This is a genomic window from Burkholderia sp. PAMC 26561 (assembly GCF_001557535.2).
Taxonomy (GTDB): domain Bacteria; phylum Pseudomonadota; class Gammaproteobacteria; order Burkholderiales; family Burkholderiaceae; genus Caballeronia.
In genome coordinates, this window is the sequence record NZ_CP014306.1 from 2,545,803 (window position 1) to 2,572,292 (window position 26,490).

The following is a 26,490-nucleotide window of genomic DNA, read 5'->3' on the forward strand; positions in this document are numbered from 1 at the left end:
CGGACCTGCGCGGTTCGGATGTCCGTACACGCCGGGTCACGGTTTGGAAGGTGCGAAATAAGGCGTGTTCGAGAGCGGCACGCTGGGTCCGCCGAACGGCGAATAAAGCGGTGCGGACATGTCCGTGGATGACGAGGACGAGCCTGTCGTGCCCGAATTCGGCGCGTTCCAGTCACCGTTGTTTGACGTCGCCGCCGATGAAGCCGCTACAGGCGCCGAAGCCGCCGGCACACCCGATGCGCCTGAAGCTGCCGCCGCTGCTGCAGCAGCCGCTTCCGGACGACGCCGCGGCGGAGGTGAAACGATCTTTTGAATATCGCCCACGCGCTGCGCGGTCAGCGGGCTTCTCGAGCCGAGCGTCTGAGCGCGCTTGTACGATTCGCTTGCGAGACGCAGATAAAGATCGCCCAGGTTCTCATACGCAAGCGCGTAGCTTGGATTGGCCTTCGTTGCGGTTTCAAGCGCAACGCGCGCTTCGTCATAACGGCCTTCCTTCGCGTAAAGCGCAGCGAGATTGTTATACGGCTCGGGCAACTCCGGATACGTTTGCGTGAGTTCGGTGAAGGCCGTGATGGCTTCATCGTCCCGGTTCAGGCGCGCGAGGACGGTGGCGCGCTTGAACTTTGCCTGCACGTCGCGCGGATTGGTCGCGAGGCGCGCGTCGAGCTGGATGAGCGCGCTTTGCCATTGCTTCTGCGCAATAGCGGTGTCGATGGCGGGCGTGTCATCTGCAGTGGCGGTGGAGACTTGCGCAAGCGCCGGCATGACCGGCCACAAAGTTGCGCCAAGTCCGAAAGCGGCAGTTGCAAGTGCGGTCGCCGCGAGCTTGGCAACGCTTGGTACGCGGCGGCTGGTAGGTTTCATAGGCTCGTTTCTGAATGTTATACTCCGGCCCATTCTAACAAAACGTCCGCAACGTTCCGTCGAACGTCCGGACAGTCTTTACGCCACTCGCGGCCGCCTCCGTTTTGATTCGCATGACCCGCATGTTTTTGCGGCGCTCTCGCTCCTGTTCCGACGTGCTCTCATCGGGATCGCATCGCTCCGGTTTTTATAGCTGAACATGTCTCTCGCCGTTATGCCATCGTCATTATGTTGCTGCCGGTCATGCTGTCGTTCTAGTTCTTGTCGCCAGCCGATCGCTACCTGTAGCATGATCATCTCGGCGCCGACGTGCAGTTTGCACATTTTGTAAAAGGCGCCTACGTGTGAACCACGTGCCTTACGTGGGAAATACGCAGCACGCTCGCCACATTTGGCCAGCAATCGAAACACTCGGATGTCCCGGCCCACGCACCATCGTTTATGAACTCATTGCGCATCTACAACACGCTCGCGCGTGACAAGCAAGCTTTTGTGCCGCTCCGTGCAGGAGAAGTGCGCATGTATGTCTGCGGAATCACGGTGTACGACTACTGTCACGTCGGGCATGCACGCATGATGATCGTGTTCGACATCGTTCAGCGCTGGCTTCGTACGATCGGCTATGACGTGACCTACGTGCGCAACATCACGGACATCGACGACAAGATCATTCGGCGCGCCGTGGAAAACGGCGAATCGATCAAGGCGCTCACCACGCGATTCATTCAGGCCATGTATGACGATCTCGATGCCCTCGGTGTCGAGCGCCCCGACCACGAGCCGCGTGCAACCGATTTCGTGCCGCAGATGCTCGGCATGATCCAGACCCTCGTGAACAACGGCTACGCCTATCAAGCAAGCGACGGCGATGTGAACTATGCGGTGCGCAAATTCGAGGGCTACGGCAAGCTGTCGGGCAAGTCGATCGAGGACTTGCGCGCGGGCGAACGCGTGGCGTCGAACGACGCGAAGCTGGACCCGCTCGACTTCGTATTGTGGAAACGCGCGAAAGAGGGCGAACCGCCCGACACGGGCTGGGACTCTGCATGGGGACGCGGGCGGCCGGGCTGGCACATCGAATGTTCGGCCATGGGCTGCACGTTGCTCGGCGAGCGTTTCGACATTCACGGCGGCGGCCAGGACCTGCAGTTTCCGCACCATGAGAATGAAATTGCGCAGAGCGAGGCGGCGACCGGCGTTCGGTTCGTGAACTACTGGTTGCACAACGGCTTCGTGCAGATCGACAGCGAAAAGATGTCGAAGTCGCTTGGCAACTTCTTCACCATTCGCGAAGTCCTTGAAAAATTCGATGCAGAAGTCGTGCGGTTTTTTATTGCACGGGCACACTATCGGTCGCCGCTCAATTACAGCGACGTACATATAGATGATGCACGTGGGGCGCTCACGCGCTTGTACACTGCGCTGAAAGATGTGAACCCGGATACGAATCTGCTCGACTGGAACGAGGCACATGCGCAGCGTTTCCAGGCAGCCATGAACGACGACTTCAATACACCCGTGGCTGTTGCCGTGCTGTTCGAACTGGCGAGCGAAGTGAACCGCTCACGGGATGCCGTGCTCGCGCGTCAGTTGAAGTCGCTTGGCGGCGTGCTCGGCTTGTTGCAGCGCGAGCCGCGTGCGTTCCTTCAGGATGCGCCGGGCAGCAGCAGGAACAACGGCGAGGAGGGCGCTGCCGGCCTCACGCCTCTTGATATCGAAACGAAGATCGCTGCTCGCGTTGCTGCGAAAAAAGCGAAGAACTATGCCGAAGCAGACCGGATTCGCGCTGAGTTGCTCGAGGCCGGAATTGCACTTGAAGACAAACCGGGTGGGTCGACCGAATGGCGTCGTAACTGAACGTCCTTCGCATTTCTTTGATCGACTCACCAGGTAGGAGGCATGATGGCAACGGCCAGAAAGACGCCGGCTAAACGAGCCGCGTCCGGAAGTACCGCAGCGACCGAAACAACGGCTACGCGGCGTGCAAATGTAAAGACATCGACGGCGTCCAAGCCCTTGGCCAAGCGGCTCAATGGCGCGGCCGACGGCGCGGCGGGCAAGACGGCATCGAAGAAACGCGCGGTCAACGGCGCCGCGCATGAAGACGTGTCAAAAGCAAATGCAGCGAATGGCGCGACTCGGGCACGCAAGACTGTGCATACGGGCGCGCTTAAGGCGTCGCCGAAGACAGCGAACGGCGACGCGGCCAGGGCGATCGATGTCAAGGTCAACGAAGCCGATCTCGCTGCAGAGTCTTCGCAAGCGCTCGTGCGCGATCCCCAGGCTGATGGCGCGATCGTCCGAAAGTCGCGCGCCATCACTGCGGAAAAATCGGTCCCGGTGCAAACACCCGGGCTTGCCCCGGAAGCCGCCCGTCCCGAGTATTGGGAAAAAGCGTGCGCGGATCTGGTCAAGCGCGACCGGATCCTCAAGAAGCTGATTCCGAAGTTCGGCCCGGTGCACCTCGTGAATCGCGATGATCCGTTCACCACGCTCGCGCGTTCTGTCGTCGGCCAGCAGATTTCGGTGGCCTCCGCGCAAGCCATCTGGAAACGCGTGGAGGTGACGTGCCCCACGCTCGCGCCGCAGCAGTTCATCAAGGTCGGTCCGGCGAAGCTGCAGTCGTGCGGGTTATCGAAGAGAAAGTCCGAGTACATTCTCGATGTCGCCCAGCATTTCGTGTCGGGCGCATTGCACGTGGATAGCTGGACGTCGATGGAAGACGAAGCCGTGATCGCGGAGTTGACGCAGATTCGCGGCATTGGCCGCTGGACCGCGGAAATGTTCCTGATCTTCAACCTGTCGCGCCCGGACGTCCTGCCGCTCGACGACCTCGGCCTGATCCAGGCCATCAGCGTCAACTATTTCAGCGGCGAACCTGTCACACGCAGCGAAGCGCGCGAAGTCGCGGCCAACTGGGAGCCGTGGCGCACCGTCGCGACGTGGTACATGTGGCGCAGCCTTTATCCAGTGCCCGCCGATCACTAAAAGGTATCGTCGGAGTCGTTCGACTATCAATATTATATAATCGATAGTTTCGACCCGAAATTTAGTGAGGCTGGCGCGGTTAGAATACGCGCTGCCCGATGCTCTAGGATTCGTACATATGAAGACCACTTTTCTGGATTTCGAACAGCCGATCGCTGAACTCGAAGCGAAGATCGAAGAATTGCGCTTTGTTCAGGACGATTCCGCTGTCGATATCTCGGAAGAAATCGAGCGGCTTTCGAAGAAGAGCCAGCAGCTCACGAAAGACCTGTACGCAAACCTGACCCCATGGCAGGTTTCGCAGATCGCGCGGCATCCGCAGCGTCCGTACACACTCGACTATGTGAACGAGCTTTTCACCGACTTCCACGAACTGCACGGCGACCGCTCATATGCCGACGACCTGGCCATTGTCGGCGGCCTCGCGCGTTTCAACGGCCAGGCCTGCATGGTGATCGGCCAGCAAAAAGGGCGTGACACCAAGGAGCGCGCCGCGCGTAATTTCGGCATGCCGCGTCCGGAGGGGTATCGGAAAGCCGAGCGCCTGATGCGTCTCGCTGAAAAATTCGGGCTGCCGATTTTCACGTTCATCGATACACCCGGCGCCTATCCCGGCATCGGCGCCGAAGAGCGCGGCCAGTCGGAAGCGATCGGGCGCAATCTGTATGTGATGGCCGAGCTGAAGACGCCGATCATTGCGACGATCATCGGCGAAGGCGGCTCCGGCGGCGCGTTGGCAATTGCCGTTGCGGACAGCGTGCTGATGCTGCAGTTCTCTACCTACTCGGTGATTTCGCCGGAAGGCTGCGCGTCGATCTTGTGGAAGAGCGCGGCGAAGGCGCCGGAAGCAGCCGAAGCGCTTGGTTTGACTGCGCACCGGTTGAAGGCGCTCGGTCTGATCGACAAGATCGTGAACGAGCCGCTTGGCGGCGCGCATCGCGATCCGAAGGGCATGGCCGCGTTGCTGCGCCGTGCGTTGGCTGACACGCTGCGTCAGTTCCACGGCATGAACGCACTCGACGTCCGCGCACGCCGGTTCGACAAGCTGATGGCCTACGGCAAGTTCAAGGAAAACCTGCCGGGTGCGTGAGCGGCAACGCTTCGCTCACCTTCTGCGGATAAGCGATTCCCGTGACCTCCGACACTGAAACTCCCGCCAGCCGCCTCGTGATCGATGCGGTGCGCGCGGCGTTAGCCGACGTGTCGACTTCCACCGACAGTCCCATCGCCGTTGCTTTCAGCGGCGGTCTTGATTCCACCACGCTGCTCGATGCCGCCGTGCGTTGCGCGGGACAGGCTCGCGTCATCGCGTTGCACGTTCATCATGGCCTGAGCCCCAATGCCGATGCGTGGGCCGGGCATTGTCATGCGTTCGCCCGCGGGCTGGGCGTGCGGTTTGTATCGCGCCAGGTCGATGTCGTGCGTGAAGGTGGCGAGAGTCTCGAAGCGGCGGCGAGAGATGCGCGTTATCGAGCGCTCGATGCCTTATGTGAAGAGCAGGGCGCCACCACGCTCTGGCTTGCGCATCACGCCGACGATCAGGCGGAAACCGTGTTGCTGCAACTGCTGCGCGGCGCCGGTGTGGCGGGGCTCGCCGCCATGGCGCCACAACGCGCCGACGGTCTTTCCGTGCCGCGTGTCCGGCCCTTGCTGCATGTGTTGAAAGCGCAGCTCGAGCACTATGCGCATCAGCGGGATCTGCGCTGGATCGACGACGAATCCAACGCCGATACCCGTTATGCGCGCAACGCGTTGCGCCACGATGTCCTTCCCGCGCTCGCCGTGCATTTCCCCGGTTTTCGCGATGCACTTGCGCGCACGGCGTCGCACGCGGCGTCGGCACAACGCCTGCTGGATGATCTTGCGCGCATCGATTTGCAATCGGCCGCCCATCCCGACGATGAAAACGCATTGATGTCATCGGCTGTGCTCATGCTCGACGATGAACGCGCGATCAACCTCTTGCGCTACTGGATGCGCGTGCTTGGACTGCAGGCGGCATCGACGGCGCGTATTGGCGAGATCCTCCGCCAGTTGCGCGATGCCGCGGCTTCCCGCGACGGTCATGCGTTGCGCATCGATCATGCGGGACAGTGTTTGCGGGTGTACCGGGATTCCATGTTCTGGGAGACGGGTGACAGCGCCGATCCGGCAGATCTCGACAACGGCGCATCATCACCGCGCGCGGCAAGCAGACTCGACTGGAATGGCGAGAGCGTGTGGCGCTTGCCGCAGTGGCGCGGGACTTTCGTGTTCTCGCCAGTGACCGACGACGACACCGATACTGCCGGCTCCGTTTCCGAAGCCACTCTGCGCCTGAGCCCGCTCACCGCACGTTCGCGTGCGGGCGGCGAGCGAGTGAGGATATCGGCAAATGGGCCGAGCCGCACGCTCAAAAACCTGTTTCAGGAGCAGGGAGTGCCGGGATGGAAGCGCGACGTGCCGCTTCTCTTTTCAGGCGAGACTCTTTTGTTCGTGCCGCTGATCGGGATCAACCGCGCGTGCGAGCGACCCGGCAGCGAAACCGGCCCCCGCTGGCGTATCGCGTGGCAACCGGATCTGGTGATCGCCTGACCCGTCGAGCGGTCCAGGCATCATCTGCCGGTCGGTAATTTTCTCCCTTCCTGCGGATTCCGACGCCGTCATGCCACGTAGGAAACGGCCGTTCCAGCTTGTGTTTTAGGCCTCGATCGGGTACGTTTACCGGTTTCCCGCTACGCCTTTCAAGCAGCTTTTCCGTCCAGAAGACGCGTTTTTGGCCGCTGGAATCGCATTTTGCGTGTGAGCGAACCTTGCGCGCGCGGCGTCCGCGTTTCGTCGTCACGCTTAAGTCGTCGATCGCACCTATCCAGATTCCGCCCGGACTCACGCTCAAGGCGGGCTTCTGTTGCAATACGTGAACCACGTGCGGTACGCGGCGCATTACACGGCGCGCAGCGCGGCTTTTCCTCCAGTTCAAAACGACAATGGCACTCATCGTACATAAATACGGCGGCACTTCGATGGGCTCGGTCGAGCGCATCAAGAACGTCGCCAGGCGCGTCGCCAAATGGCACAAGGCAGGCCACAAGCTGGTCGTCGTCCCGTCGGCCATGTCCGGCGAAACGAACCGCCTGCTCGGCCTCGCGCGCGAAATCACCGCGAACCCCGACCCGCGCGAGCTCGACATGATCGCCTCCACGGGTGAACAGGTAAGCGTCGGCCTCTTGGCTATCGCATTGCAGGCCGAAGGCCTCGAAGCGGTCAGCTACGCCGGCTGGCAGGTTCCCATCAAGACGGACAGCGCATTCACGAAGGCACGGATCAGCGAGATCGACGGCACGCGCGTGCTCGCCGATCTCGATGCAGGCAAGGTCGTCGTGATCACGGGCTTCCAGGGCGTCGATCCGGAAGGCCATATTGCAACGCTCGGACGCGGCGGTTCGGATACGTCGGCGGTGGCCATTGCGGCGGCATTGAAAGCCGACGAATGCCTGATTTACACGGACGTCGACGGCGTCTACACCACAGACCCGCGCGTGGTGGAAGAGGCGCGCCGGCTGGATCGTGTGACGTTTGAAGAAATGCTGGAAATGGCGAGCCTCGGATCGAAGGTGTTGCAGATCCGTTCGGTGGAATTCGCGGGTAAATATCAGGTGAAGACACGGGTGCTGTCGAGCCTGACGGACCCCTTGATTCCGCTCGAAACCGAAATGTGCTCGGGCACCCTGATTACTTTTGAAGAAGACGAGACCATGGAAAAAGCTGTTATCTCGGGCATTGCATTCCAGCGCGACGAAGCGCGTATTGCCGTGATGGGCGTGCCTGATAAGCCAGGTATTGCGTACCAGATCCTGGGCCCGGTGGCGGATGCGAACATCGACATCGACATGATCATCCAGAACACGAGCGTGGACGGCAAGACCGACTTCACGTTCACGGTGGGCCGCGGCGATTACGCGCGCGCCATGGATATCCTGACAAACCAGGTGAAGGAACATGTGAAGGCCGAGCAGGTACGCGGCGACCCCAAGGTGTCGAAGGTGTCGGTCGTGGGCGTGGGCATGCGTTCGCACGTGGGCATTGCCAGCACGATGTTCCGGACGCTGGCGGAAGAGGGCATCAACATCCAGATGATCTCGACGTCCGAGATCAAGATTTCGGTGCTCATCGACGAGAAGTACACCGAGCTCGCCGTGCGGGCGTTGCACAAGGTGTTCGAACTCGATCGCGCTTGAATTGCAAATGGGTGAATGAATAGCGCGTTAGCCGGGGTGTTTGTTACCGTTTTGAGGGCTTGATGTGTCGTCCTTCAACGCACTCTCAGATACGAAAATTTTTGTCTCATGAAATTGACCCGCAGCCGCTAACCCGCTATGATCTTGGCTTCGTCGCGTTGACTCCCGCGCGGCAGAAAGTGCAGGAGACGTGGCCGAGAGGTTGAAGGTACTCCCCTGCTAAGGGAGCATCTGGGCTAAAACCTGGATCGAGGGTTCGAATCCCTCCGTCTCCGCCAGAAGATGGTCAAAACCCCGTAGATCGTCAGATCTACGGGGTTTTGTTTTTTCTGCTGAGCAACGAATCTGCAAGACGCCCCGCAAGGTCTTCTGGCTCGCGGCGGACTTCGCCTCTCAAGCAACAGCTTCTTCCTCTTCGTGCTGCCAGCCTTTCTCGGTTTCACGCATGACGATGGTCAGCACTCTTTCTGTCACATTGAGTGCTTCGACCAGATCCTTGACCTTCTGATTGCCACCCACGTGTTCCATGTAGATGGCCCGCATGGCGAAGTCGGCCAGCTTGGGCAGCGGAACGTGCTTCTTTTCCCACTTGGCAACGGCCTGATCGGTTACGCCCATCAAGCGTCCAACCGACGTCTGCGATAAACACAGCGCTTGCCGAAGATAGCGAAACTCTTCGGCGGTAAGCGGTGAACGCTTGCTTGCAAGCGCGAGGCAGATTGCCCGGATCAGGCCATCCAGGTCGTGAAACGAAACGCCCGGGCCAAACTCGGTGTCGTGCTCTTCGTATCCGTTCGCGACGACAATGTTGGTCAAGCCGCCATCGGTATAGGTGTACATTTTTTTTCTACTCCTCTCTATCTTTGTCGAACGCAGTGACAACTATGGTTTGCGTCGCGCCCATGCCGGCTACTGCCGCAATGACCTTGATCTCGTCCCCGCCACAGTCGTACTCCATCCGGCACTTCATGTTGCCGCCTGGCGTCTGCACGGGTGGACGCACTATATGTCCTCGACGCAGCGTTTCCAGCACCATTGCTTTCGTGATGCGTCGTGCTGTCATCATCTCGTCGGCATGTCTGGTAAAGATCACGTTGATGGTGCTTTGCGCTATCTCATGAATGAGCTTTTCCCAATCGCGGTTGGTTGCCATAATCTATAAAAAGTATAGATTGATGCGATTCAAAACGCAACCGAAATTTTCATGTCGGTTGCCTCGCCCGCGCCGAGGCTTGACCTATACACTCGCCGGTTTCAAGCATTTTCGGCAAGTAATAATTCTGCAAATTAGATTGGGATGTGACCACGCGAGCTCTCGCGCAGCACGTTGCAGCCATCGATGATTTTGCTTCGCAGAGCGACGGAGTTTTATCGCTTCAACGCTGCGGCTGTTGCTTCATCGGCGGGAAAGAACATCTCGATGGCAAGCTCCGACAGCGTCACATCGACCGGTGTGCCAAATACCAGCGTCGTCGTGATAAACGATAGACGTCCGGCCGTGGTATTCAACACGAACGGAATGGCGATGGACGATTCCATCGTCCGGTCTTCGTTCGAGGCGCCCGGATAGCTCGATAACTCGTCGCGCAATGCGATGAGTTGCACGTCGCCGCTCACCCGTATCTGGCCGTCGAGCCGTTCGAGCAGATGCCTTCGCCACTGCCCGAGATTCGCGATCTTCGACGCAAGCCCGTTCGGATGCAGGCTCAACCGCAGCACGTTGACCGGTGGCTCGAGCAGCGCAGGATCAGCACTGGCGACAAGCGCTGCGACCGCACCATTTGCCGAAATCAGATTCCAGTGCCGGTCGATTGCCAGCGCCGGGTAGGGATCGTGTCCCTTCAACACTTGCTCGACGGCGAGCCTTGCGGGCGCCATCGATTGATCTTCGAGTGAGCGTTCCCGGAACACCGGCGCAAAGCCGGCTGCCGTGAGTAATTGATTGCGCTCGCGCAGCGGAACATCGAGGTATTCGGCGAGACGCAACACCATCGCGCGGCTTGGCGAGGCTCGGCCGGTTTCGATAAAGCTCAGATGCCGGCTCGAGATCTCTGCTTCGTTGGCAAGCAAAAGCTGGCTCATGCGCCGCCGTTCGCGCCAATGCTTGATCAACGTGCCGATAGGTACGGCCGACACGGCCGTCGAGGTCAGAGTGTTCATGTCCTTACCTTAGCAAAGCGCCGTGCACGCGGCCATTACCTCTCGCGTAATCGACGCGCCGCGCGCCTCTCCCGATCATGACTTCCACGCCGTGCCAATCCGGTTCGGCCGCAAGTCAGTCACGTTGAAAACAGGAGAGCATGATGACCGAGCATGAGGTTCTGGTAGGCCGTTATATCGATGCCTGGAATGAGACGGATATGTCACGTCGCGAAGCGCTTGCTGCGCAGGTGTTGCAAGAAAACGGGCGCTACACCGACCCGATGATGAACAGCACCGGCCCCAAGGGCTTCGCCGGCATGATCGGTGCGTTCCAGGCGGCCATGCCGGGCTTGAAGTTCGAGCGTATTGGCAAGATAGATGCGACGGGACAAGTGGTGCGCTTCAGCTGGCGTCTGATCGATGCAACCGGGCGGCAGTTTGCAAGCGGCACGGATATAGGCTATTTCGGCATGGATGGACGCTTCGCCAGCATTACGGGCTTTATCGACAGTGCGTTGATGGGCCGCGACTGGAGTGTCGAGAAGTACGCAGCGTTCTGGGCGGCGCCGGATTTCAGCAAGCCGTCGGACGAACTGGCCGCGGATATCGAAGGATATTGGCCGGGGCTCGATACACCGCTGAAGGGCGTCGAAGCGTATGTTTGTCCGCTGCATGAACTGCTCCGGCGGGTTCCCGATTTCAGCCTCGAAGTCGCAGACTACGCAGGCCGCGGCGACACGGTTTTCATTCGATGGATCGCGACGGGTACGCACGAAGGTTTGCCACTGCGTTTCGAAGGCGTGGACTGCGTCCGGCACAAGGACGGTCAGGTCCATGAAAACCGCATCTTTTGCGACCACCCGCTGGTGCTTTCGTTGAACCGCTAAAAGGCTGTGGTCAGCGGTTATACATCGCCCAGGACGTCATCCTGATCCACGTCGATATCCGGCTGTCCGCGCACCGTGCGGCGCTTTTGCTGTACGTGATAGGCGCTCAGGACGGCGTGGACGACCATGTCCAGCGCCGGCTTCGCAATGCCTTGCTTGTCGGTCCAGACCTTCGGCGTGAGCGCGCCGGCGAGGGAGACGCTGTCGCCGTCATCGAGCGCCTGCAGCGCTTCCTTGGCTATATCGTCGAAAGCGATCACGTTGATGAAAAGGCTCTCTCCATCGCCTGCCGTGGCACGAACGCGGCATGTGACGAAATGCGTGCCGTGCTGGCCGGTGCGCACTTGCGCAGTACCGTAGAGTCGTCCGGAAACGAGACCGTCGATCATCGTATGTTCCTTCGAAATCACGGATTGTCTCACTGGGACTGCGACAGGGCGTGGTAACCGCGCAAGCTTTCGATTTGCAGTGCAAGCGCGCGAACAGCTTGAGTCAAATTTAGAAGGCGAAAATCGGCGTTCCAAGGCGTTTCTCATGCTGCGACGCATAAGCGCCCGCTAATCATGCCATTCATCCTAAAAAAGCATGCGCGTGCGGTAGGTAAAGGTATAAGAACCGGACGCGTCAAACACCACTAAAATCACTTATCACTTTAATAATTAAATGCTACGATTATTGAAAGAGGGCGCTCTATGACGTAATGGAGTAAAGCCACTAGACCTGAGAGTAATAAGAGAGCGCGTTGCCCTGCTTCATAGCAGGGCAACGATGCTTTACGAGTTAAATGAAAGGCCAGCTTGGCCGTTGGCTTGGTTTCAGCTGATGGTCCCATGCGCCAGCCTATGCAATCTGCTTATCGGTCATAACCCAAAGCTAAGCGCACTTACACGATAAGGGTGTTGCCAAGCTCTCCAATGCCTTTACTTCGAACAGCGCTTCCCCCCTTCTGCTGTACCGTTCAGCGCGCTTGTAATGGCTGCATCACGGAAACCGTGATTGAAAAGAACGTTATAACCAGGATCAGACGCCTTCCCGTTAGGTTGAATGAGCAAGCCTGTTGGCCAGGTTAGCAGATATATCAAATATGGTTGAGTGCCGAAACATAGTGACGAAAGCGGTAAAAGCCGGTTTGTCCGGGAAGCACTAAAAGAAACTACTGATCAGGCGCGATCGATATACCGTCCCGCGCCAAGCCATCCGAATTACAACGCGCAAGCAGCCGCATTTCCTCAGGCTGGTATCCCAGATAACACGTCGAACGAATTTGGAGTGCCGGGAAAACATTTGTTATTGGCGAGGCCCGCTGGAAAATGACGGCAGTGTCTTAAGTCACAGCCATCAATAACGGGAAACGGTGGGAAACTTTAGCGGCAAGCTCAATCACGTTCGAACAGTGTGCGCCGACCGACCTGCAGGCGGGACGGTGTGCGCAGAACTGGCGGCGCTCGTCAGGGCTGCGACAGACCAAGTGCCACTTCCGGTCGTGAGGCAGAGGGGCGGCGCTGCTTTCCCACGCCAAGCCCCCGCACATCGGGCGAACCGCTGAAATTTTATGTCACATCCGGTCGGTAGTCGTAATTCGGGGTTACTGCGTTGAAACACTACCCGGAGATCGTTCAGCTAAGATTTCCATAACAACATTCCGTTGAGGTGGTCTTCAAATGAACAACAAGTTAAAGACATCGATTCTTGCAGGCGCAGTCGCCATCGGGGCGTTGGGACTGTCTGGTGCAGCTATGGCACAGGTTCGGTTAGGTGTGAATATCGGCGTTCCCGCGCCGGTGTATGTCGCGCCGCAACCGGTTTATGCGCCGCCCCCGCCACCCGTGGTCTATGCACCGCCGCCGCCCCCGCCGCCAGTTGTCTATGCGCCGCCTCCGCCGGTGTATGCGCAACCCGCGATCGTGATCGGCTGGCATGGCGACCGTTATTACGATGGCCACCGCTACTGGGCACGCGACGACTGGTACCGACATCATGGCGGCGGTCCGCGATACGGCGATCGTCGCGGATATTGAGCGAACGCGGTCTGGTTCAAGTCCGAGGCCCCAGCAACAAGGCCATTCGACGAAAGCCGAATGGCCTTTCATACAAGTTGCACGGCAGCGATCTTCGCCGCTGTCCGCCGTCCTCGTGTACGTAACAAAGAGTAAGCTTTCCACAGACGATATCACTCGTCACCGAACAACTTACAAAGTTGAAATACTGGATTGGTCTCGATCCGCTATATTCGCTTCCACCTGAACAATGACGGCCCGAGGCGCGCCTTTACACATGAATACGACCAGAAGCATCCGCAGTCTTGCAGGCATTGCCGGCATTTGCCTCATCACCTTGTCCGGCGCGGCCCACGCGGGCGGCGTGCACTTGGGTATCAATATCGGCATTCCTGCACCCGTCTACGTTGCGCCGCAGCCGTATTACGCGCCGCCGCCCCCGCCGGTCGTTTATCAGCCGGCGCCTGTGTACGCACCGCCCCCGGTTGTGATCGGCTGGTACGGAAACCGGTACTATGATGGACGGCGTTACTGGGCTCGCGACGACTGGTATCGGCATAATGGCGGCGGTCGGGGCTACTACGGTGGTCCGCAGCATGGCCATGGCGGCGGGGGCGGTGGAAATGGTCACGGGGGCGGTCACGGAAACGACCACCGCAGATAACCCCTCGCGCGATCCACAATACAAAAGGCCGTCCCGGTAAAACGGGACGGCCTTTGCATTTGCTGTAAGACCAAGGCTTCCGATCGACGACTTACTCCGCCGCAGCCAGAGGTGTCATGCCGCCAACCACCGCGTTGAAGCCGCTGTCGACGTGAATGATCTCCGCGCTTACGCCGCCCGCAAGATCTGACAGCAGGAACGCCGCGACGTTGCCGACCTGATCGATGGTCACATTGCGCCGTAACGGCGCGTTGTTTTCGACGAATTCCAGGATCTTGCCGAAGCCCTTGATGCCGCTTGCCGCCAGCGTCTTGATCGGGCCGGCCGAGATGCCGTTCACACGCACGCCTTTCCCGCCCAGCGATTCCGCCAGATACCGCACGCTCGCTTCCAGCGATGCCTTCGCGAGACCCATGGTGTTGTAGTTCGGGATCGCACGCTCCGCGCCCAGATAGCTGAGCGTGAGCAAGGAAGCATCGGGGGAAAGCATCGACTGGGCGGCTTTTGCGAGCGCCGGGAAGCTGTACGCCGAAATATCGTGGGCGATGCGGAAGTTCTCACGCGTCATGCCATCGAGGAAATTGCCTGCAATCGCTTCGCGCGGCGCAAAGCCGATGGAATGCATGAGACCGTCGAGCGTGTCCCAGCGTCCCTTGAGCGACGTGAAAAGGGCATCGATGTCCTCGTCGCTTGCCACGTCGCAAGGAAATATGAGATCGCTGCCAAATTCCGTCGCGAACTCGGTGATGCGATCCTTGAAGCGCTCGCCCACGTACGTGAATGCGAGTTCGGCGCCTTCACGCTTGCATGCCGCCGCAATGCCATAGGCGATCGACCGGTTCGACAACAAGCCCGTCAGCAAAATCCGTTTTCCAGCGAGAAATCCCATGAATGCTCCTTAAGAAGTCAGTATTGCGCCTGCCCCGAATGATGGCGCGATTGCGGCGCGAGAAGCCTGTGCGCCTCGTTACAATGCCCGGGACAGTTGTTTTAAGTAGAATTCTCTCACACTGCCGCGGCTCGGCCGCGGGTTGAGCAGGCATTGCCGGACGATGCTTGCCGGACGTTTTCAATCATCGTTGCAATGGTACGCATAAAGGCACTCATGACGACTGGCTCCCGACGGGTCCTCGGTCCACTGTTCGCAGGTTTGGCTGTTGCCTTCGGCGCACTCGCGGTTTCCCATCCGGCATTCGCCGTGTATGCCATCGCGCAGTATGGCGAGCCGAAATACCCGGCCGGTTTCAAGCACTTCGATTACGTCGATCCTGACGCGCCGCGCGGCGGCACGCTCGTCCTTGCCAATCCGAACCGGCTGACGAGCTTCGACAAGTTCAACCCCTTCACGCTGCGCGGCAACTCGGCGCCCGGTCTCGGCTTCATGTTCGAGAGCCTGACGACGGGAAGCCTCGACGAAGTATCGACCGCCTATGGTCTTCTCGCCGATGACATCAGCGTCGCGTCCGACGGCCTCTCAGCCACGTTCCATATCAATCCGAAAGCGAGGTTTTCGAACGGCGATCCCGTCACCTCCGACGACGTCAAGTACTCGTTCGAGACGCTCAAGAGCCCGCAGGCAGCGCCACAGTATTCGGTGTACTTCGGACAGATTTCGCGGGCGGTGATTGTCGATCCGTTGACGATTCGCTTCGAGTTCAAGGAGCGCACGCGCGAGATGCCGTTCATCGCGGGCGGGATTCCGGTGTTTTCGCGCAAGTGGGGCATGAAGCCGGACGGAAGCCACGTACCGTTCGATCAACTCGCGTTTGAGAAGCCCATAGGCAGCGGACCGTATCTCATCGAGCAATATGACAACGGCCGCACGATCACTTACAAGCGCAATCCGGCGTATTGGGGCAACGCGTTGCCCGTGCGCGTCGGCACGTATAACTTCGAGCGTATCAACTACAAGCTGTATTCGGATGGCGTTGCACGGCTGGAAGCGTTCAAGGCCGGCGAATACGATGCGCTCGTGGAGTACATCGCGCGCAACTGGGTACGGCGTGACATCGGCAAACGCTTCGATAACGGCGAACTGGTCAAGCGCGAATTCCGCAATCACAACGGCACGGGCATGCAGGGGTTCTTCATCAACACCCGCCGCCCCTTGTTCAAGGACGTGCGCGTGCGGCAGGCCATCGATCTGGCCTTCGACTTCCAGTGGCTGAACCGGCAATTGTTCTTTAACCAATACACGCGCATCGACAGTTTTTTTGCCAACACGGATCTCGCGGCGACCGGCATGCCGAGCGCGGGTGAACTTGCGATCCTGTCGCCGCTGCGCGCGCAACTCGACCCGGCTGTCTTCGGCCCGATGGTGAAGCAGCCCAGCACCGATTCCCCCGGCTCCCTGCGCGCAAACCTGATCAAGGCGCGCCAGCTTCTCGCCGATGCCGGCTGGACGTATCGCGACGGCGCGTTGCGCAACGCGAAGGGCGATCCGTTCGTGTTCGAGATACTCGACGATTCGGGCGGCGGCGCATCGATGGAACCCGTCGTAGCGACGCTCCAGCGCAACTTGCAGAAGCTCGGGATCGTGGCGAACTTCCGCACGGTGGATTTCGCGTTGATCCAGAAACGGCTCGACGCGTTCGACTTCGACGTCACGAGCATCCGCATGCCCGACGTGCAGATTCCGGGCACGGAGCAGGAGACGCGGTTCGGCAGCAAATCGGCGGATCAGCAGGGTTCGGATAATTACATCGGCTTGAAGTCGCCGGCGGTCGATTCGATCGTGCATACGCTGATCGGCGCGCAGACACGCGAGCAGCTTCTCGATTCCACCCATGCGCTCGACCGTGTGCTGATGCACGGCTACTATGTGATCCCGCATTGGTACACGGCGTCGCACCGGGTCGCTTATCGCAACACGCTCGCGTATCCAGCGACCTTGCCGCTCTACTACACCGCCGAGGACTGGATCACATCCACGTGGTGGTTCAAACCCGCGCAGCCGACCGCGCAGTAAATCAAAGCATTCAACCGGAGCGCCGCTTATGTGGAGCTACATCCTCAAACGCATCTTGCTGATGATCCCGACCTTGCTCGGTGTCCTCACGCTCACATTTGCCGTGATCCAGTTCGTGCCGGGCGGACCGGTCGAGCAGGCCGTGCACGAATTGCGGCGCGGCGAGCAGGGCACGAGTTTCGGCATGCGCCAGCATACCGGCGTGGACGCGCAACAAGTCGCGCAACTCCGTGCGCTATACGGCTTCGATAAACCCCCGCTCCAACGCTACTTCCTGATGCTCGGCCGTTTCGCGCGCTTCGACCTTGGCGATAGTTATTTCCGGCATCAAAGCGTGTGGTCGCTGATCGTATCGAAACTGCCGGTGTCGATCAGCATCGGCTTGTGGACGTTTTTTATTACCTATCTGATATCGGTGCCGCTCGGCATTGCAAAGGCGGTGCGCAATGGCTCCACATTCGATGTGACCACCAGCTTGCTCGTACTGATCGGCTTCGCGATTCCGGGTTTCGTGCTCGGCGTGTTGCTGCTCGTGCTCTTCGGTGGCGGCTCGTTCTGGCAACTGTTTCCGCTGCGCAATCTCACCTCGGACAACTGGGCGACCCTTAGCCTTGGCGGGAAAATCGCGGACTACCTATGGCATATCACGTTGCCGATCATTGCATCGGTAGTCGGCAGTTTCGCCGTGATCACCATGCTGACAAAGAATGCTTTCCTCGATGAAATCCGCAAGCAATACGTTCTGACTGCGCGGGCAAAGGGTTTGTCCGAGCGCACGGTGCTGTGGAAGCACGTCTTTCGCAACGCATTGCTGCCGTTGATCGTAGGATTTCCCGGCGCGTTCATCGGTGCGTTTTTCACGGGCAGCTTGCTGATCGAAACGCTTTTTTCACTCGATGGACTCGGCCTGCTTTCATACGAATCCGTCGTGCGGCGTGATTACCCGGTCGTGCTCGGCACGTTGTACTTGTTCACGCTGATCGGACTTGCCACCAAGCTCATCTCCGACCTCTGTTATGTGTGGGTCGACCCGCGCATTCAATTCGAACAACTGGAGCGTTGAGTTGAACCAGTCCATGCTCCGCACGCCCCGCGACAGCGACGCAAAACCATTGAGTGCGCCTGTCTCGACCACGCCCGGACGACGCGTCTGGCAGCGCTTCAAACGCAACCGGCTCGGTTACTGGAGTTTCGTGATCTTCGTGATCGCGTTTGCAATCAGCCTGGCCGGACCGTTATGGTCCAACGACAAACCCCTGGTCGTTCGCTATCAGGGGCAGCTCTATTTTCCGCTGGTGAGGACGTATTCGGAAACCACCTTCGGCGGTGACTTCCCGACACCCGCCGATTACCTCGACCCGTACATTCGCGACCGTTTCAGCGAGGGCAGCAACTTCGCCGTCTATCCGCCGAATCACTACTACTACGACACGCTGAACTACTTTTCGAAGGGCTCGAACCCGGCGCCGCCATCGCGCGAAAACTGGCTCGGGACCGATGACCGCGGCCGCGATGTATTCGCGCGGCTTCTGTACGGATTCCGCGTCTCGGTGATCTTCGCGCTGGTGCTGACCGCAATCGGCACTGTGCTCGGCATGCTGGCCGGCGCGGTACAGGGTTACTTCGGTGGACGCACCGACCTGACCGGACAGCGCCTGATCGAAATCTGGAGCGCGCTGCCCGAGCTTTATTTGCTGATCATCTTTGCGTCCATCTTCGAGCCGAGTTTGCTGCTGCTCGTCGTGCTGCTTTCGCTTTTCGGATGGATAGGCTTGTCCGATTACGTGCGCGCCGAGTTCCTGCGCAACCGCACGCAAGACTATGTTCGCGCGGCGCGGGCGATGGGGTTGTCGAATGCGCAGATCATCTGGCGGCATATCCTGCCCAACAGCCTCACACCCGTCATCACGTTCCTGCCGTTTCGCATGAGCGGCGCCATCCTCGCGCTCACGAGCCTCGACTTTCTCGGCCTCGGCGTGCCTTCGCCGACGCCGTCGCTTGGCGAACTGCTCGCGCAAGGCAAGGCGAATCTCGACGCGTGGTGGATTTCGTTATCGACTTTTGGCGTGCTGGTCGCGACCCTGTTGCTGCTCACGTTCATGGGCGACGCGCTGCGTAATGCTCTCGACACCCGCATCTCGGATGCCATCAAGGCCGGAGGCGGGAAATGAGCGCGCCGTTGCTGGACATCGCGGATTTGCGGGTGCGCTTTGGCGACACCATGGCGGTCGATGGCGTCAGCCTCAGGATCGCAGCCGGTGAGCGCGTTGCGCTGGTGGGCGAGTCGGGGTCGGGCAAAAGCGTGACGGCGTTATCGATCCTCCGTCTTTTACGCGATGCCGACCTGACCGGGTCGATCCGGTTCGACGGCCAGGAGTTGCTCTCGAAGAGCGAGCCGGAGATGCGCAAGCTGCGCGGCTCCGACATCGCGATGATCTTCCAGGAGCCAATGACGGCGCTCAACCCGCTGTACACAATCGGCGACCAGATCATCGAGACCATCGTGCTGCACGATGGTGTATCGGCACGCGATGCCCGTCGCCGCGCGATCGACCTGCTGGCGCGCACGGGCATTACCGAGCCGGAAAAACGCATCGACCGGTATGCGCATCAGCTTTCCGGCGGACAACGGCAGCGCGCGATGATCGCGATGGCGCTTGCGTGCCGCCCGCGCCTGCTTCTCGCCGACGAACCGACGACGGCGCTCGACGTCACGATCCGTGCGCAGATCGTGGAATTGCTCCTCGAACTTCAACGCGATGAAGCCGCGTCGCGCGGCATGGCCGTGTTGCTGATCACGCACGATCTCAACCTGGTGCGCAAGTTCGCGCAGCGCGTGGCTGTGATGGAGCAGGGTGTGCTGGTGGAAAGCGGGACGGTGGAATCGATTTTCGCGTCGCCGCAGCATCCGTACACGATCCGCCTGCTCCAGAGCAAACCGGAGCGGACAGTGTTGCCGGTGTTGCCGTTGTCGCCAGTTCTGCTCGACGCGAAGGATGTATCGGTGGAATTCGCCACGAAGATCGCGGGCGTGGGCGGCTGGTTCCGGCGCGGCGCGTTCAAGGCGGTCGACGGCGTTTCCGTAAGCGTGCGGCAGGGCGAGACGCTCGGCATTGTCGGCGAGTCGGGCTCAGGCAAATCCACGTTGGCCATGGCGTTGCTCGGTTTGCAGCGGACCTCGCACGGACAGGTCGAGTTCCAGGGGCGTTTGCTCGCCGATTACCGTGGCCGTGAGCAGACGGTGCTGCGATCGAACATGCAGGTCGTGTTTCAGGACCCGTACAGCTCGCTCTCGCCCCGCCAGACCATTGAGCGGATCGTGGGGGAGGGGCTGGCGCTGCATCGTCCCGGGCTCGACGCTGCCGCCCGTCACGCAAAGGTCGTTGCGGTCCTGCGCGAGGTCGGCATGGATCGGACTTGCCTGAATCGTTATCCGCACGAGTTTTCCGGCGGCCAGCGTCAGAGAATCGCCATTGCCCGCGCATTGGTGCTCGAACCGCGCATCCTGATCCTCGATGAGCCCACCAGCGCACTCGATGTTTCAATTCAACATCAAGTTTTACGTCTGCTAGCCGACATACAACAGAAGTACAACCTGGGCTATGTCTTTATCAGCCATGACCTGGAGGTCATCGGCGCAATGGCACACCGGGTGGTGGTCATGCAGAACGGAACTGTCGTGGAAACCGGTGATGTAGAGAATATTTTTGCCACGCCGTCCCACGAATACACAAGAAAGTTACTGAAAGCCGCGATCGCGGCCTAATTTTCACCAATTAGGTGCGCATCTTAATTGTATTTTTCTATGCCTTTTGACATGTAAATAATATCTGGCTAGTATCGAGCAAACTTTTTCCGCATCGCCCTGATTTTTCAGACTTTTCACCCCAAACTTACCGACCGATGCAGCCATTGACCTTGACTCAGACATGCGCGCGTGCAGCAGCCAGCATGTTGATCGGCCTGATGATGACAGCAGCTAGCGGTGCGTTCGCCGACGAAGTCAACATTTCGAGCCAAAATGCCAGCAACGGCATTTTTTCGTCGCCGAAAGCAGCGAATGACATCTATCCCGTTGCAGGATCCAGCAACGTGACAAGCACCTCATCTTCTCCGGCACCCGCTTCTACAACTGGCGGTACGCGTTCTTTTCTTTCCGGCATGGCGAGCAAGGCAGGCGACGTGGTCGTCGGCGCGCTCAACATGATCGGCGTGCGTTACCGCTGGGGCGGCAACACGCCGGACTCCGGCCTGGATTGCAGCGGCTTTGTGCGCTACGTGTTTCAGGACACGCTCGGCATGACGCTGCCGCGCCGCGCGGAAGAGATGAGCCGGGTTGGTGAAAAGGTTCGCGTGAGCGAGCTGAAACCCGGCGATCTGGTGTTCTTCAACACAATGCGCCGTTCGTTCTCGCATGTCGGCATCTATATTGGCGACAACAAGTTTGTGCATTCGCCGTCCACGGGCAGCACGATCCGTGTCGACGACATGGACAACAGCTATTGGGAAAAGCGTTATACCGGCGCTCGTCGAATCGAAGCGACGTTCCCCATCGACGGCGTGGATCTGCGCCAGCGAGTTAGCGCCACGATTGGTGGCAACGGCGACAATTAAATTATTCGAAATGAGCTGATGCCGGCTGATAGGTAAATACGCGCCAGCCAGCAACACATGCCTGCCTTTCGAAAGAAGGCGGGCTTTTGTCGTTGATCGAAACAACTCAGGCACGCTGACGCGCTCAAGACAAAACTTGACACCCTGATCGCTGCCTGCAGGCAACCTTGCCACGTACAATCGCCAGCTTTTCACGCTGACTGCGGCTCCCTGCCGCAGCCAATCACGCAAATGCCGTCAAAGCGTTTCGAAGTGAATAAAAGCGCATGTTGAAATTCGAAACAGGCTGCTGCAAATCCTTGCACCCTGACGAACCGAAGTGCGTTTAGGATCGGAAGCGCTTTTTAACCCCGTCATTCTTCCTTTGCAACGAATAAACGGCTGGTTCTAAAAGTTAATAGTTTCGGAATCCGAAATAAGTTCCGGAATTTGATTGAATGTGACCTAAGGGCGTTGAGTCGCTTGGGTGAGGAGAGTGATATGGGGGAACTCGACCGATCGCGTCGTGGTTTTCTTAAGGCGAGCGTCGTTGCAGGACTGACTGTCATCATCGCGCCGCTTGGCAGTCGCGCTTTCGCCGCGTTGTTTGAAGAAAAGGTGCTGACGCCGATCCAATGGGATGCGGCGACCGGCCGCGCGAAGTTTCGTATCGACGGGATTGCAAAGGTCACCGGGTCCAAGGTGTTTGCTCGTGACGTACGCGCCGCTGACATGCCGCACTGGCCGAACCAGCAGTCCCATGCGTTGATCTTGCGCACGACGCAGGCCGACCGGACCTATGAGGGCTTCGATCTCGGCCTGCTTGGCGACGAACTGAAACCCGACCGGATCGTCACGGCCGAGGATCTGGCGCGTGACGGTCTCGCGTTCCCCGCCTTCTATGGCGACGACATGCTCCTGCCTCAGGGCAAGACGCCGGCCTATCTGGGCCATGCCGTCGCGATGCTGATCTATCACGACTTCGCGCGCTTTCGCTTCGCGAAAGACGCGCTGCAGTTCCACGAAGACGTCATTCGCTACGGCGCGAAGACCGGGCCGCTCGAACGCGATCCATGGGGCACGTTTCGCTTCGTGCGCGTCGGCGGTGCGACCCCGTTCGACGAGGACACGTTCTCGAGCTTGAAAGACACCATGCTTTTCCCAAGCGCGATGCGCAAGCACGAGCCGCTGTGGGCCGCCGGCAATGCAAGCGGCAAGCTCGATCAGCAGGGCATGTTCCATGCCGAGAAGTTGCGCGATGAACTGGACCATCCGCCGGCAGACTGGCTGGTGCTGGATCGTCACTACACGACGCAATCCGTCGATACCGCCGCGCTCGAAGCCGACAACGCGAATTGCTGGTACGACGCGTCAACGCAGTCGCTGCACATGGTTGTGCCCACGCAAGGGCCGACCGAAGTCGCAGCAAGCGCCGCGGGTATGGCGACGAAGTGCCGGTTTCCGGTGAAAAACCTCTTCGTGCACCCGGTATCAACCGTCGGTTACGGGTCGAAGGATCACTACAACGTGCCGTTCTACGGCCTTGTCGCCGCCATGTACGGCGATGGCCGGCCGGTGCGCCTTGCCTTTGACCGCTACGAGCAGTTCCAGACTTCCATCAAGCGTCATGCGTCGAAGATGCACTACCGGATCGGTGTCGATAAGAAAACCGGCATGCTGCAATCGTTCAACGCCGAGCTCGAAGTCAACGGCGGCGGGCGTTCGAATTTTTCACCATCGGTCGCGATGGTGGGCGCGTCGGCCGCGCAGTCGATCTATTACTTTCCGAAAAGCGATCTGTTGGGTGTGGCGACCGCATCGCGTGCAATCGATGCCGGTTCCGCGCGCGGTTATGGCACGCTGCAGACCATGGCTGCAACCGAGATGCTGATCGATGAATTGGCCGGGCAGCTCGAAACGGACGCCATCGATTTGCGGTTGAAAAACGCGCTGCGTTCGGGTATGAAAAACACGCAGGGCGCGATCCCGGCGGGCGCGATTCGCGTCGACGAAGTCCTGCAGAAAGCCAAGGTTCATCCGCTCTGGACCGAACGCGCGAAGAAGAAGGCCGAGTACGAATTCGCGCATCCGGGCAACCGGTACGGCGTGGGGTTCGCCTGCGTGCAGAAAGATTTCGGCACGGGCGCGGAGGCTTCTTTTGCTAAGGTCGAGATCGCGGCCGACGGCACGATCAAGCTGCAGCATACCGCCGCTGAAATCGGCACGGGCATTTCCACGTCGCAGGCAATCGCGTGCGCGAAGTGGCTCGGCAAGCCGGCGGCGGTGGTTCGCATGGCAATTGTCGACTGGCCCGAATTGCCGATGATCACGAGCGGCGACCCGTACATGATGTCGCAAGCCGAGCAGGACAAAGTGTCGGCGAATCCGCGATGGACCCCGGAGCTGGCATCGCCTTCGAGTGCCACGAATTCGGCGTTCTATTTCACGCACAGCACGCATGAAGCAGCGCGCGTCGTCTTCACTCATGGCTTGTGGCCGGCAGCCATGTCCATCTGGGGTGGCGGTATTGGCGGCGGTCAGGCTGCGCCGCTGGTCGTCCGGCGCGAAGATGCGCGCTGGGTGGACGGCAAGCTGACCGCGGCGGGTCTCGAACCCCTGCCGCTAGAACAACTTGCGAAGAAGGCGCACGAACTCGGGCTCGTCACCGGCGCGGTCGTGCACGTGTTCAACCGGTGGCAATGGACCGAAGCCGAGTTCGACATCCGTGGCGCAACGGACCGTTTGCCAATAGACGGGTTGTCGCTGCTCTTCGGCGAAGGGGAAGCCAAAAAAGGGGAAGCCAACAAGGGCGAAGCCGCACCCGCTGCGCCCGCGTATCACGCTGTGAACCGCAAGCGCGTTTTCATCGCGCCTGTTCAGCGCAATAACGCGGCCGTGACGTATTACAGCGCGGTCGGAACGCTGGTCGAACTCTCGGTCAATGAAGCAAGCGGCCGCGTGGATCTGCTCTCGCATCACTCGATCATGGAGTGCGGCAACATGCTTTCGCCGGAACTCGTGTCGGGCCAGTTGCAGGGCGGCCTGGCGATGGGTATTGGCCACGCGCTGCACGAGTATTTGCCGCTTTACGAGGAAGGTCCCGGCAACGGCACCTGGAACTTCAACCGCTATCACCTGCCGCGCGCAAGCGATGTCGCCGTCTGGACCCAGACCGGCGAAGTGCTGCCGCCCTTGTCCGAAACCGATCCGCCGAAGGGCATTGCGGAAGTGGTGATGATTCCGGTGGTGGCAGCAATCGTCAACGGCATTGCGCACGCTATCGGGCATCGGTTCAACGACTTGCCTGTCACGCCCCAAAACATTCAGGAGGCGCTCGCATGACGGCCCCTAATCAAACCAGCATGATCCAGATGAAGCCTCTGTCGCTCACCATCAACGGGGTGGCGACCGGTCCGGTCCAGACGCCCGACGGGCTGATGATGATCGACTTCCTGCACGAATACGTCGGTCTGACGGGCTCGCGGCTCGGCTGCGGGCAGGGCGTCTGCCACGCGTGCGTGGTGATTCTCGACAAGCCCGACGGAACCAGCGAGGAAGTGCGTTCGTGTATCACGGGCGCGCATTTCTTCGATGGCAAGAAGATCCGGACCATCGAAGGTCACGGTTCGAAGAACGAGCAAGGCGAGATTGTCGAACTCTCGCCGGTGCAGCAAAAATTCCTTGAGCACTTCAGTTTTCAATGCGGGTACTGCACGCCGGGATTCGTCAATGCTGCGACGGTTTTTATCGAACGTCTGAAGCGCGAGCCGATCTCGAAGGCATCGGTGGATAGCGAGATCATGAAGGCGCTCGACAACCACATCTGCCGATGCACAGGCTATGTACGCTATTACGAAGCGGTAAAGGACGTTGTGATGAACACGCCCGGGCTCGTCAAGGATTCCGCATGAGCACGACATCCTCACTTCGTCTTGGCGCCCTGGCGTTATGCATCGCGGCCCTGTCTACTTTGGCAGCGTGTAGCAAGACACCCGACAATACGTCCGTCGATGCGCGCACGTCCACGCCCGATCAGATCGCACACGGCCGTTATCTTGCGAAGGCCGCCGATTGCGCCGCGTGCCACACGAGTCCCGGCGGCGCACCGTTTGCGGGCGGCGTGCGCCTCGGTTCGCCGTTCGGCACCTTCTATGGCACGAACATCACGCCGGACCCGGTGCATGGCATCGGCAAATGGACGGCGGCCGAGTTCTACAAGGCCCTGCACGATGGCGTGACGCCCGACGGCCAGCTCTATCCGGCGATGCCCTACACGTCGTACCGGACAATGACGCGTGCGGACAGCGACGACATTTACGCCTACTTGATGGCGCAAAAACCGGCTGCTGTGCCGAACCTCAAGCCCGACCTCAAGTTCCCGTTCAACATGCGGTTTGCCGTGATGTTCTGGAACATGCTGTTCCTGAAAGACAGCTTGCCGGATGCATCCGTTGGAACGTCGGCTGACTGGACGCGCGGGAAATATCTGGCTAACGCGCTGGGCCATTGCGCCGAATGTCACACGCCGCGTGGCGCGTTCGGGCAGATGAACGGGGCGAAGGCGCTGCACGGATCGGATCTCGGACGCGTCGTTCCACCGGATATCACACCCGCCGCGCTCGTCGCGCGCGGATGGACCGGCGCCGACCTGCAAACATTCTTCGCGACCGGGATCAGCCGTCAGGGACCCGCGTTCGGAGAGATGCATCCGGTGGTTTATCTGAGCACGCAATATCTGTCGCCGGGCGACTTGCGCGCGATGTCGGTTTATCTGCTGGGCGACGCACCGCCGCCGCCAACACCCGTACAGCCGGGATCGGCGGATGCCGCTCAGGTCGCCGCTGGCCGCAACACCTACGTCGCGGTGTGCGCGGGGTGTCACGGACTCGGCGGGGAAGGCAAGCCGCACGTGTCGGTATCGATGCAAGGCAGTTCCACGCTGCGTCAGGCCGATCCGCACAACATGCTCGTCGCGATGCTCGACGGCGTGGAAGCGTCGGCGTTCCCAGGCACGGAGAGCCTGCAGGCAATGCCGGCGTTCGCCAAGACGCTCAACGACGAAGAACTTGCGCAACTCGCGAACTATCTTCGTTCAGGCTGGGGCGGCCAACCCGGCGATGTCACCGCGGCGAAGGTCAAGGCGCTGCGAGACGCGCCGTCGCACTAAGGC

At 59.9% G+C, this 26,490-nt stretch carries 22 protein-coding genes and 1 tRNA gene; 17 read left to right on the plus strand and 6 right to left on the minus strand.

The genetic code is table 11. The features are described from left to right. Positions 1-36: 36 nt before the first annotated feature. Positions 37-897, minus strand: coding sequence for a tetratricopeptide repeat protein (locus AXG89_RS11725; protein ID WP_069638347.1), 861 nt, complete (start codon positions 895-897; stop codon positions 37-39). A gap of 408 nt (positions 898-1,305) precedes the next feature. Between AXG89_RS11725 and cysS the strand changes: the two genes are divergently transcribed. The 6 genes from cysS (at position 1,306) to AXG89_RS11755 (ending at position 8,347) form a co-directional block, all read left to right on the plus strand. After that, positions 1,306-2,721 (plus strand): cysteine--tRNA ligase, encoded by a 1,416-nt coding sequence (gene cysS, locus AXG89_RS11730; RefSeq protein WP_062169771.1) that lies wholly within the window; start codon positions 1,306-1,308, stop codon positions 2,719-2,721. Positions 2,722-2,766: 45 nt separating this feature from the next. After that, entirely contained in the window at positions 2,767-3,852 is a 1,086-nt protein-coding gene (locus AXG89_RS11735; protein WP_062000804.1) for a DNA-3-methyladenine glycosylase family protein, read from the plus strand. A gap of 118 nt (positions 3,853-3,970) precedes the next feature. Further along, on the plus strand, positions 3,971-4,942 hold the full coding sequence (locus AXG89_RS11740; protein WP_060816859.1) for an acetyl-CoA carboxylase carboxyltransferase subunit alpha: 972 nt from the start codon (positions 3,971-3,973) through the stop codon (positions 4,940-4,942). A 41-nt stretch (positions 4,943-4,983) separates the two neighbouring features. After that, complete coding sequence (gene tilS / locus AXG89_RS11745) at positions 4,984-6,426, plus strand: tRNA lysidine(34) synthetase TilS (protein ID WP_062169772.1); 1,443 nt, start codon at positions 4,984-4,986, stop codon at positions 6,424-6,426. A 392-nt stretch (positions 6,427-6,818) separates the two neighbouring features. Continuing rightward, a complete protein-coding gene (locus AXG89_RS11750) occupies positions 6,819-8,069 on the plus strand; it encodes an aspartate kinase (RefSeq protein ID WP_061999096.1) in 1,251 nt (416 codons plus the stop codon). 184 nt (positions 8,070-8,253) lie between these two features. After that, positions 8,254-8,347 (plus strand) — tRNA-Ser (locus AXG89_RS11755). A gap of 115 nt (positions 8,348-8,462) precedes the next feature. Here AXG89_RS11755 and AXG89_RS11760 read toward each other — a convergent pair. The 3 genes from AXG89_RS11760 to AXG89_RS11770 form a co-directional block, all read right to left on the minus strand. Further along, positions 8,463-8,909 carry a helix-turn-helix domain-containing protein gene (locus AXG89_RS11760; protein WP_061999097.1) on the minus strand — a complete coding sequence of 149 codons (447 nt, stop codon included), beginning with the start codon at positions 8,907-8,909 and terminating at the stop codon, positions 8,463-8,465. Between the two features lie 7 nt (positions 8,910-8,916). Next, positions 8,917-9,222, minus strand: coding sequence for a DUF4258 domain-containing protein (locus AXG89_RS11765; protein ID WP_061999098.1), 306 nt, complete (start codon positions 9,220-9,222; stop codon positions 8,917-8,919). A 215-nt stretch (positions 9,223-9,437) separates the two neighbouring features. After that, positions 9,438-10,229 carry a helix-turn-helix domain-containing protein gene (locus tag AXG89_RS11770; RefSeq protein ID WP_061999099.1) on the minus strand — a complete coding sequence of 264 codons (792 nt, stop codon included), beginning with the start codon at positions 10,227-10,229 and terminating at the stop codon, positions 9,438-9,440. Positions 10,230-10,369: 140 nt separating this feature from the next. Between AXG89_RS11770 and AXG89_RS11775 the strand changes: the two genes are divergently transcribed. Beyond that, positions 10,370-11,098: a nuclear transport factor 2 family protein gene (locus AXG89_RS11775; protein ID WP_082771405.1), complete on the plus strand. Its 729-nt coding sequence runs from the start codon at positions 10,370-10,372 to the stop codon at positions 11,096-11,098. A gap of 17 nt (positions 11,099-11,115) precedes the next feature. Here the strand turns inward: AXG89_RS11775 and AXG89_RS11780 are convergent, their stop codons facing one another. Next, positions 11,116-11,487 (minus strand): single-stranded DNA-binding protein, encoded by a 372-nt coding sequence (locus tag AXG89_RS11780; RefSeq protein ID WP_062169774.1) that lies wholly within the window; start codon positions 11,485-11,487, stop codon positions 11,116-11,118. 1,272 nt (positions 11,488-12,759) lie between these two features. Here AXG89_RS11780 and AXG89_RS11785 point away from each other — a divergent pair. Both AXG89_RS11785 and AXG89_RS11790 read left to right on the plus strand, forming a co-directional pair. Beyond that, positions 12,760-13,116, plus strand: coding sequence for a hypothetical protein (locus AXG89_RS11785; RefSeq protein WP_062169775.1), 357 nt, complete (start codon positions 12,760-12,762; stop codon positions 13,114-13,116). 256 nt (positions 13,117-13,372) lie between these two features. Next, positions 13,373-13,759, plus strand: a complete 387-nt coding sequence (locus tag AXG89_RS11790) for a hypothetical protein (RefSeq protein ID WP_061999103.1) — start codon at positions 13,373-13,375, stop codon at positions 13,757-13,759. Between the two features lie 91 nt (positions 13,760-13,850). On the opposite strand, the gene fabI is transcribed toward AXG89_RS11790, so the two are convergent. Further along, positions 13,851-14,648 carry an enoyl-ACP reductase FabI gene (gene fabI, locus AXG89_RS11795; RefSeq protein ID WP_062169776.1) on the minus strand — a complete coding sequence of 266 codons (798 nt, stop codon included), beginning with the start codon at positions 14,646-14,648 and terminating at the stop codon, positions 13,851-13,853. Between the two features lie 216 nt (positions 14,649-14,864). Between fabI and AXG89_RS11800 the strand changes: the two genes are divergently transcribed. The 8 genes from AXG89_RS11800 (at position 14,865) to AXG89_RS11835 (ending at position 26,487) form a co-directional block, all read left to right on the plus strand. Beyond that, positions 14,865-16,727: an extracellular solute-binding protein gene (locus AXG89_RS11800; RefSeq protein WP_061999105.1), complete on the plus strand. Its 1,863-nt coding sequence runs from the start codon at positions 14,865-14,867 to the stop codon at positions 16,725-16,727. Between the two features lie 28 nt (positions 16,728-16,755). Next, positions 16,756-17,790, plus strand: a complete 1,035-nt coding sequence (locus AXG89_RS11805; protein ID WP_061999106.1) for a microcin C ABC transporter permease YejB — start codon at positions 16,756-16,758, stop codon at positions 17,788-17,790. A 13-nt stretch (positions 17,791-17,803) separates the two neighbouring features. Next, complete coding sequence (locus AXG89_RS11810) at positions 17,804-18,898, plus strand: ABC transporter permease (protein ID WP_062170551.1); 1,095 nt, start codon at positions 17,804-17,806, stop codon at positions 18,896-18,898. Beyond that, positions 18,895-20,493: an ABC transporter ATP-binding protein gene (locus AXG89_RS11815; RefSeq protein WP_061999108.1), complete on the plus strand. Its 1,599-nt coding sequence runs from the start codon at positions 18,895-18,897 to the stop codon at positions 20,491-20,493. The genes AXG89_RS11810 and AXG89_RS11815 overlap by 4 nt, the downstream gene beginning before the upstream one ends. A 137-nt stretch (positions 20,494-20,630) precedes the next feature. Then, positions 20,631-21,341: a C40 family peptidase gene (locus tag AXG89_RS11820; RefSeq protein WP_061999109.1), complete on the plus strand. Its 711-nt coding sequence runs from the start codon at positions 20,631-20,633 to the stop codon at positions 21,339-21,341. Positions 21,342-21,821: 480 nt separating this feature from the next. Beyond that, a complete protein-coding gene (locus tag AXG89_RS11825; RefSeq protein ID WP_062169777.1) occupies positions 21,822-24,662 on the plus strand; it encodes a xanthine dehydrogenase family protein molybdopterin-binding subunit in 2,841 nt (946 codons plus the stop codon). Then, positions 24,659-25,231 (plus strand): (2Fe-2S)-binding protein, encoded by a 573-nt coding sequence (locus AXG89_RS11830; protein ID WP_082771406.1) that lies wholly within the window; start codon positions 24,659-24,661, stop codon positions 25,229-25,231. The genes AXG89_RS11825 and AXG89_RS11830 overlap by 4 nt, the downstream gene beginning before the upstream one ends. Next, complete coding sequence (locus tag AXG89_RS11835; protein ID WP_061999112.1) at positions 25,228-26,487, plus strand: c-type cytochrome; 1,260 nt, start codon at positions 25,228-25,230, stop codon at positions 26,485-26,487. The genes AXG89_RS11830 and AXG89_RS11835 overlap by 4 nt, the downstream gene beginning before the upstream one ends. Positions 26,488-26,490 lie beyond the last annotated feature (3 nt).

Coding starts and splice junctions, on each gene's coding strand:
- AXG89_RS11790 (WP_061999103.1), top strand. CDS start 13,373: ATGAATACGACCAGAAGCATCCGCAGTCTTGCAGGCATTGCCGGCATT.
- AXG89_RS11775 (WP_082771405.1), top strand. CDS start 10,370: ATGATGACCGAGCATGAGGTTCTGGTAGGCCGTTATATCGATGCCTGG.
- AXG89_RS11760 (WP_061999097.1), bottom strand. CDS start 8,909: ATGTACACCTATACCGATGGCGGCTTGACCAACATTGTCGTCGCGAAC.
- AXG89_RS11835 (WP_061999112.1), top strand. CDS start 25,228: ATGAGCACGACATCCTCACTTCGTCTTGGCGCCCTGGCGTTATGCATC.
- fabI (WP_062169776.1), bottom strand. CDS start 14,648: ATGGGATTTCTCGCTGGAAAACGGATTTTGCTGACGGGCTTGTTGTCG.
- AXG89_RS11800 (WP_061999105.1), top strand. CDS start 14,865: ATGACGACTGGCTCCCGACGGGTCCTCGGTCCACTGTTCGCAGGTTTG.
- AXG89_RS11805 (WP_061999106.1), top strand. CDS start 16,756: ATGTGGAGCTACATCCTCAAACGCATCTTGCTGATGATCCCGACCTTG.
- AXG89_RS11810 (WP_062170551.1), top strand. CDS start 17,804: ATGCTCCGCACGCCCCGCGACAGCGACGCAAAACCATTGAGTGCGCCT.
- AXG89_RS11725 (WP_069638347.1), bottom strand. CDS start 897: ATGGGCCGGAGTATAACATTCAGAAACGAGCCTATGAAACCTACCAGC.
- AXG89_RS11785 (WP_062169775.1), top strand. CDS start 12,760: ATGAACAACAAGTTAAAGACATCGATTCTTGCAGGCGCAGTCGCCATC.
- AXG89_RS11815 (WP_061999108.1), top strand. CDS start 18,895: ATGAGCGCGCCGTTGCTGGACATCGCGGATTTGCGGGTGCGCTTTGGC.
- AXG89_RS11820 (WP_061999109.1), top strand. CDS start 20,631: ATGCAGCCATTGACCTTGACTCAGACATGCGCGCGTGCAGCAGCCAGC.
- AXG89_RS11830 (WP_082771406.1), top strand. CDS start 24,659: ATGACGGCCCCTAATCAAACCAGCATGATCCAGATGAAGCCTCTGTCG.
- AXG89_RS11735 (WP_062000804.1), top strand. CDS start 2,767: ATGGCAACGGCCAGAAAGACGCCGGCTAAACGAGCCGCGTCCGGAAGT.
- AXG89_RS11740 (WP_060816859.1), top strand. CDS start 3,971: ATGAAGACCACTTTTCTGGATTTCGAACAGCCGATCGCTGAACTCGAA.
- AXG89_RS11765 (WP_061999098.1), bottom strand. CDS start 9,222: ATGGCAACCAACCGCGATTGGGAAAAGCTCATTCATGAGATAGCGCAA.
- AXG89_RS11825 (WP_062169777.1), top strand. CDS start 21,822: ATGGGGGAACTCGACCGATCGCGTCGTGGTTTTCTTAAGGCGAGCGTC.
- AXG89_RS11770 (WP_061999099.1), bottom strand. CDS start 10,229: ATGAACACTCTGACCTCGACGGCCGTGTCGGCCGTACCTATCGGCACG.
- cysS (WP_062169771.1), top strand. CDS start 1,306: ATGAACTCATTGCGCATCTACAACACGCTCGCGCGTGACAAGCAAGCT.
- AXG89_RS11750 (WP_061999096.1), top strand. CDS start 6,819: ATGGCACTCATCGTACATAAATACGGCGGCACTTCGATGGGCTCGGTC.
- AXG89_RS11780 (WP_062169774.1), bottom strand. CDS start 11,487: ATGATCGACGGTCTCGTTTCCGGACGACTCTACGGTACTGCGCAAGTG.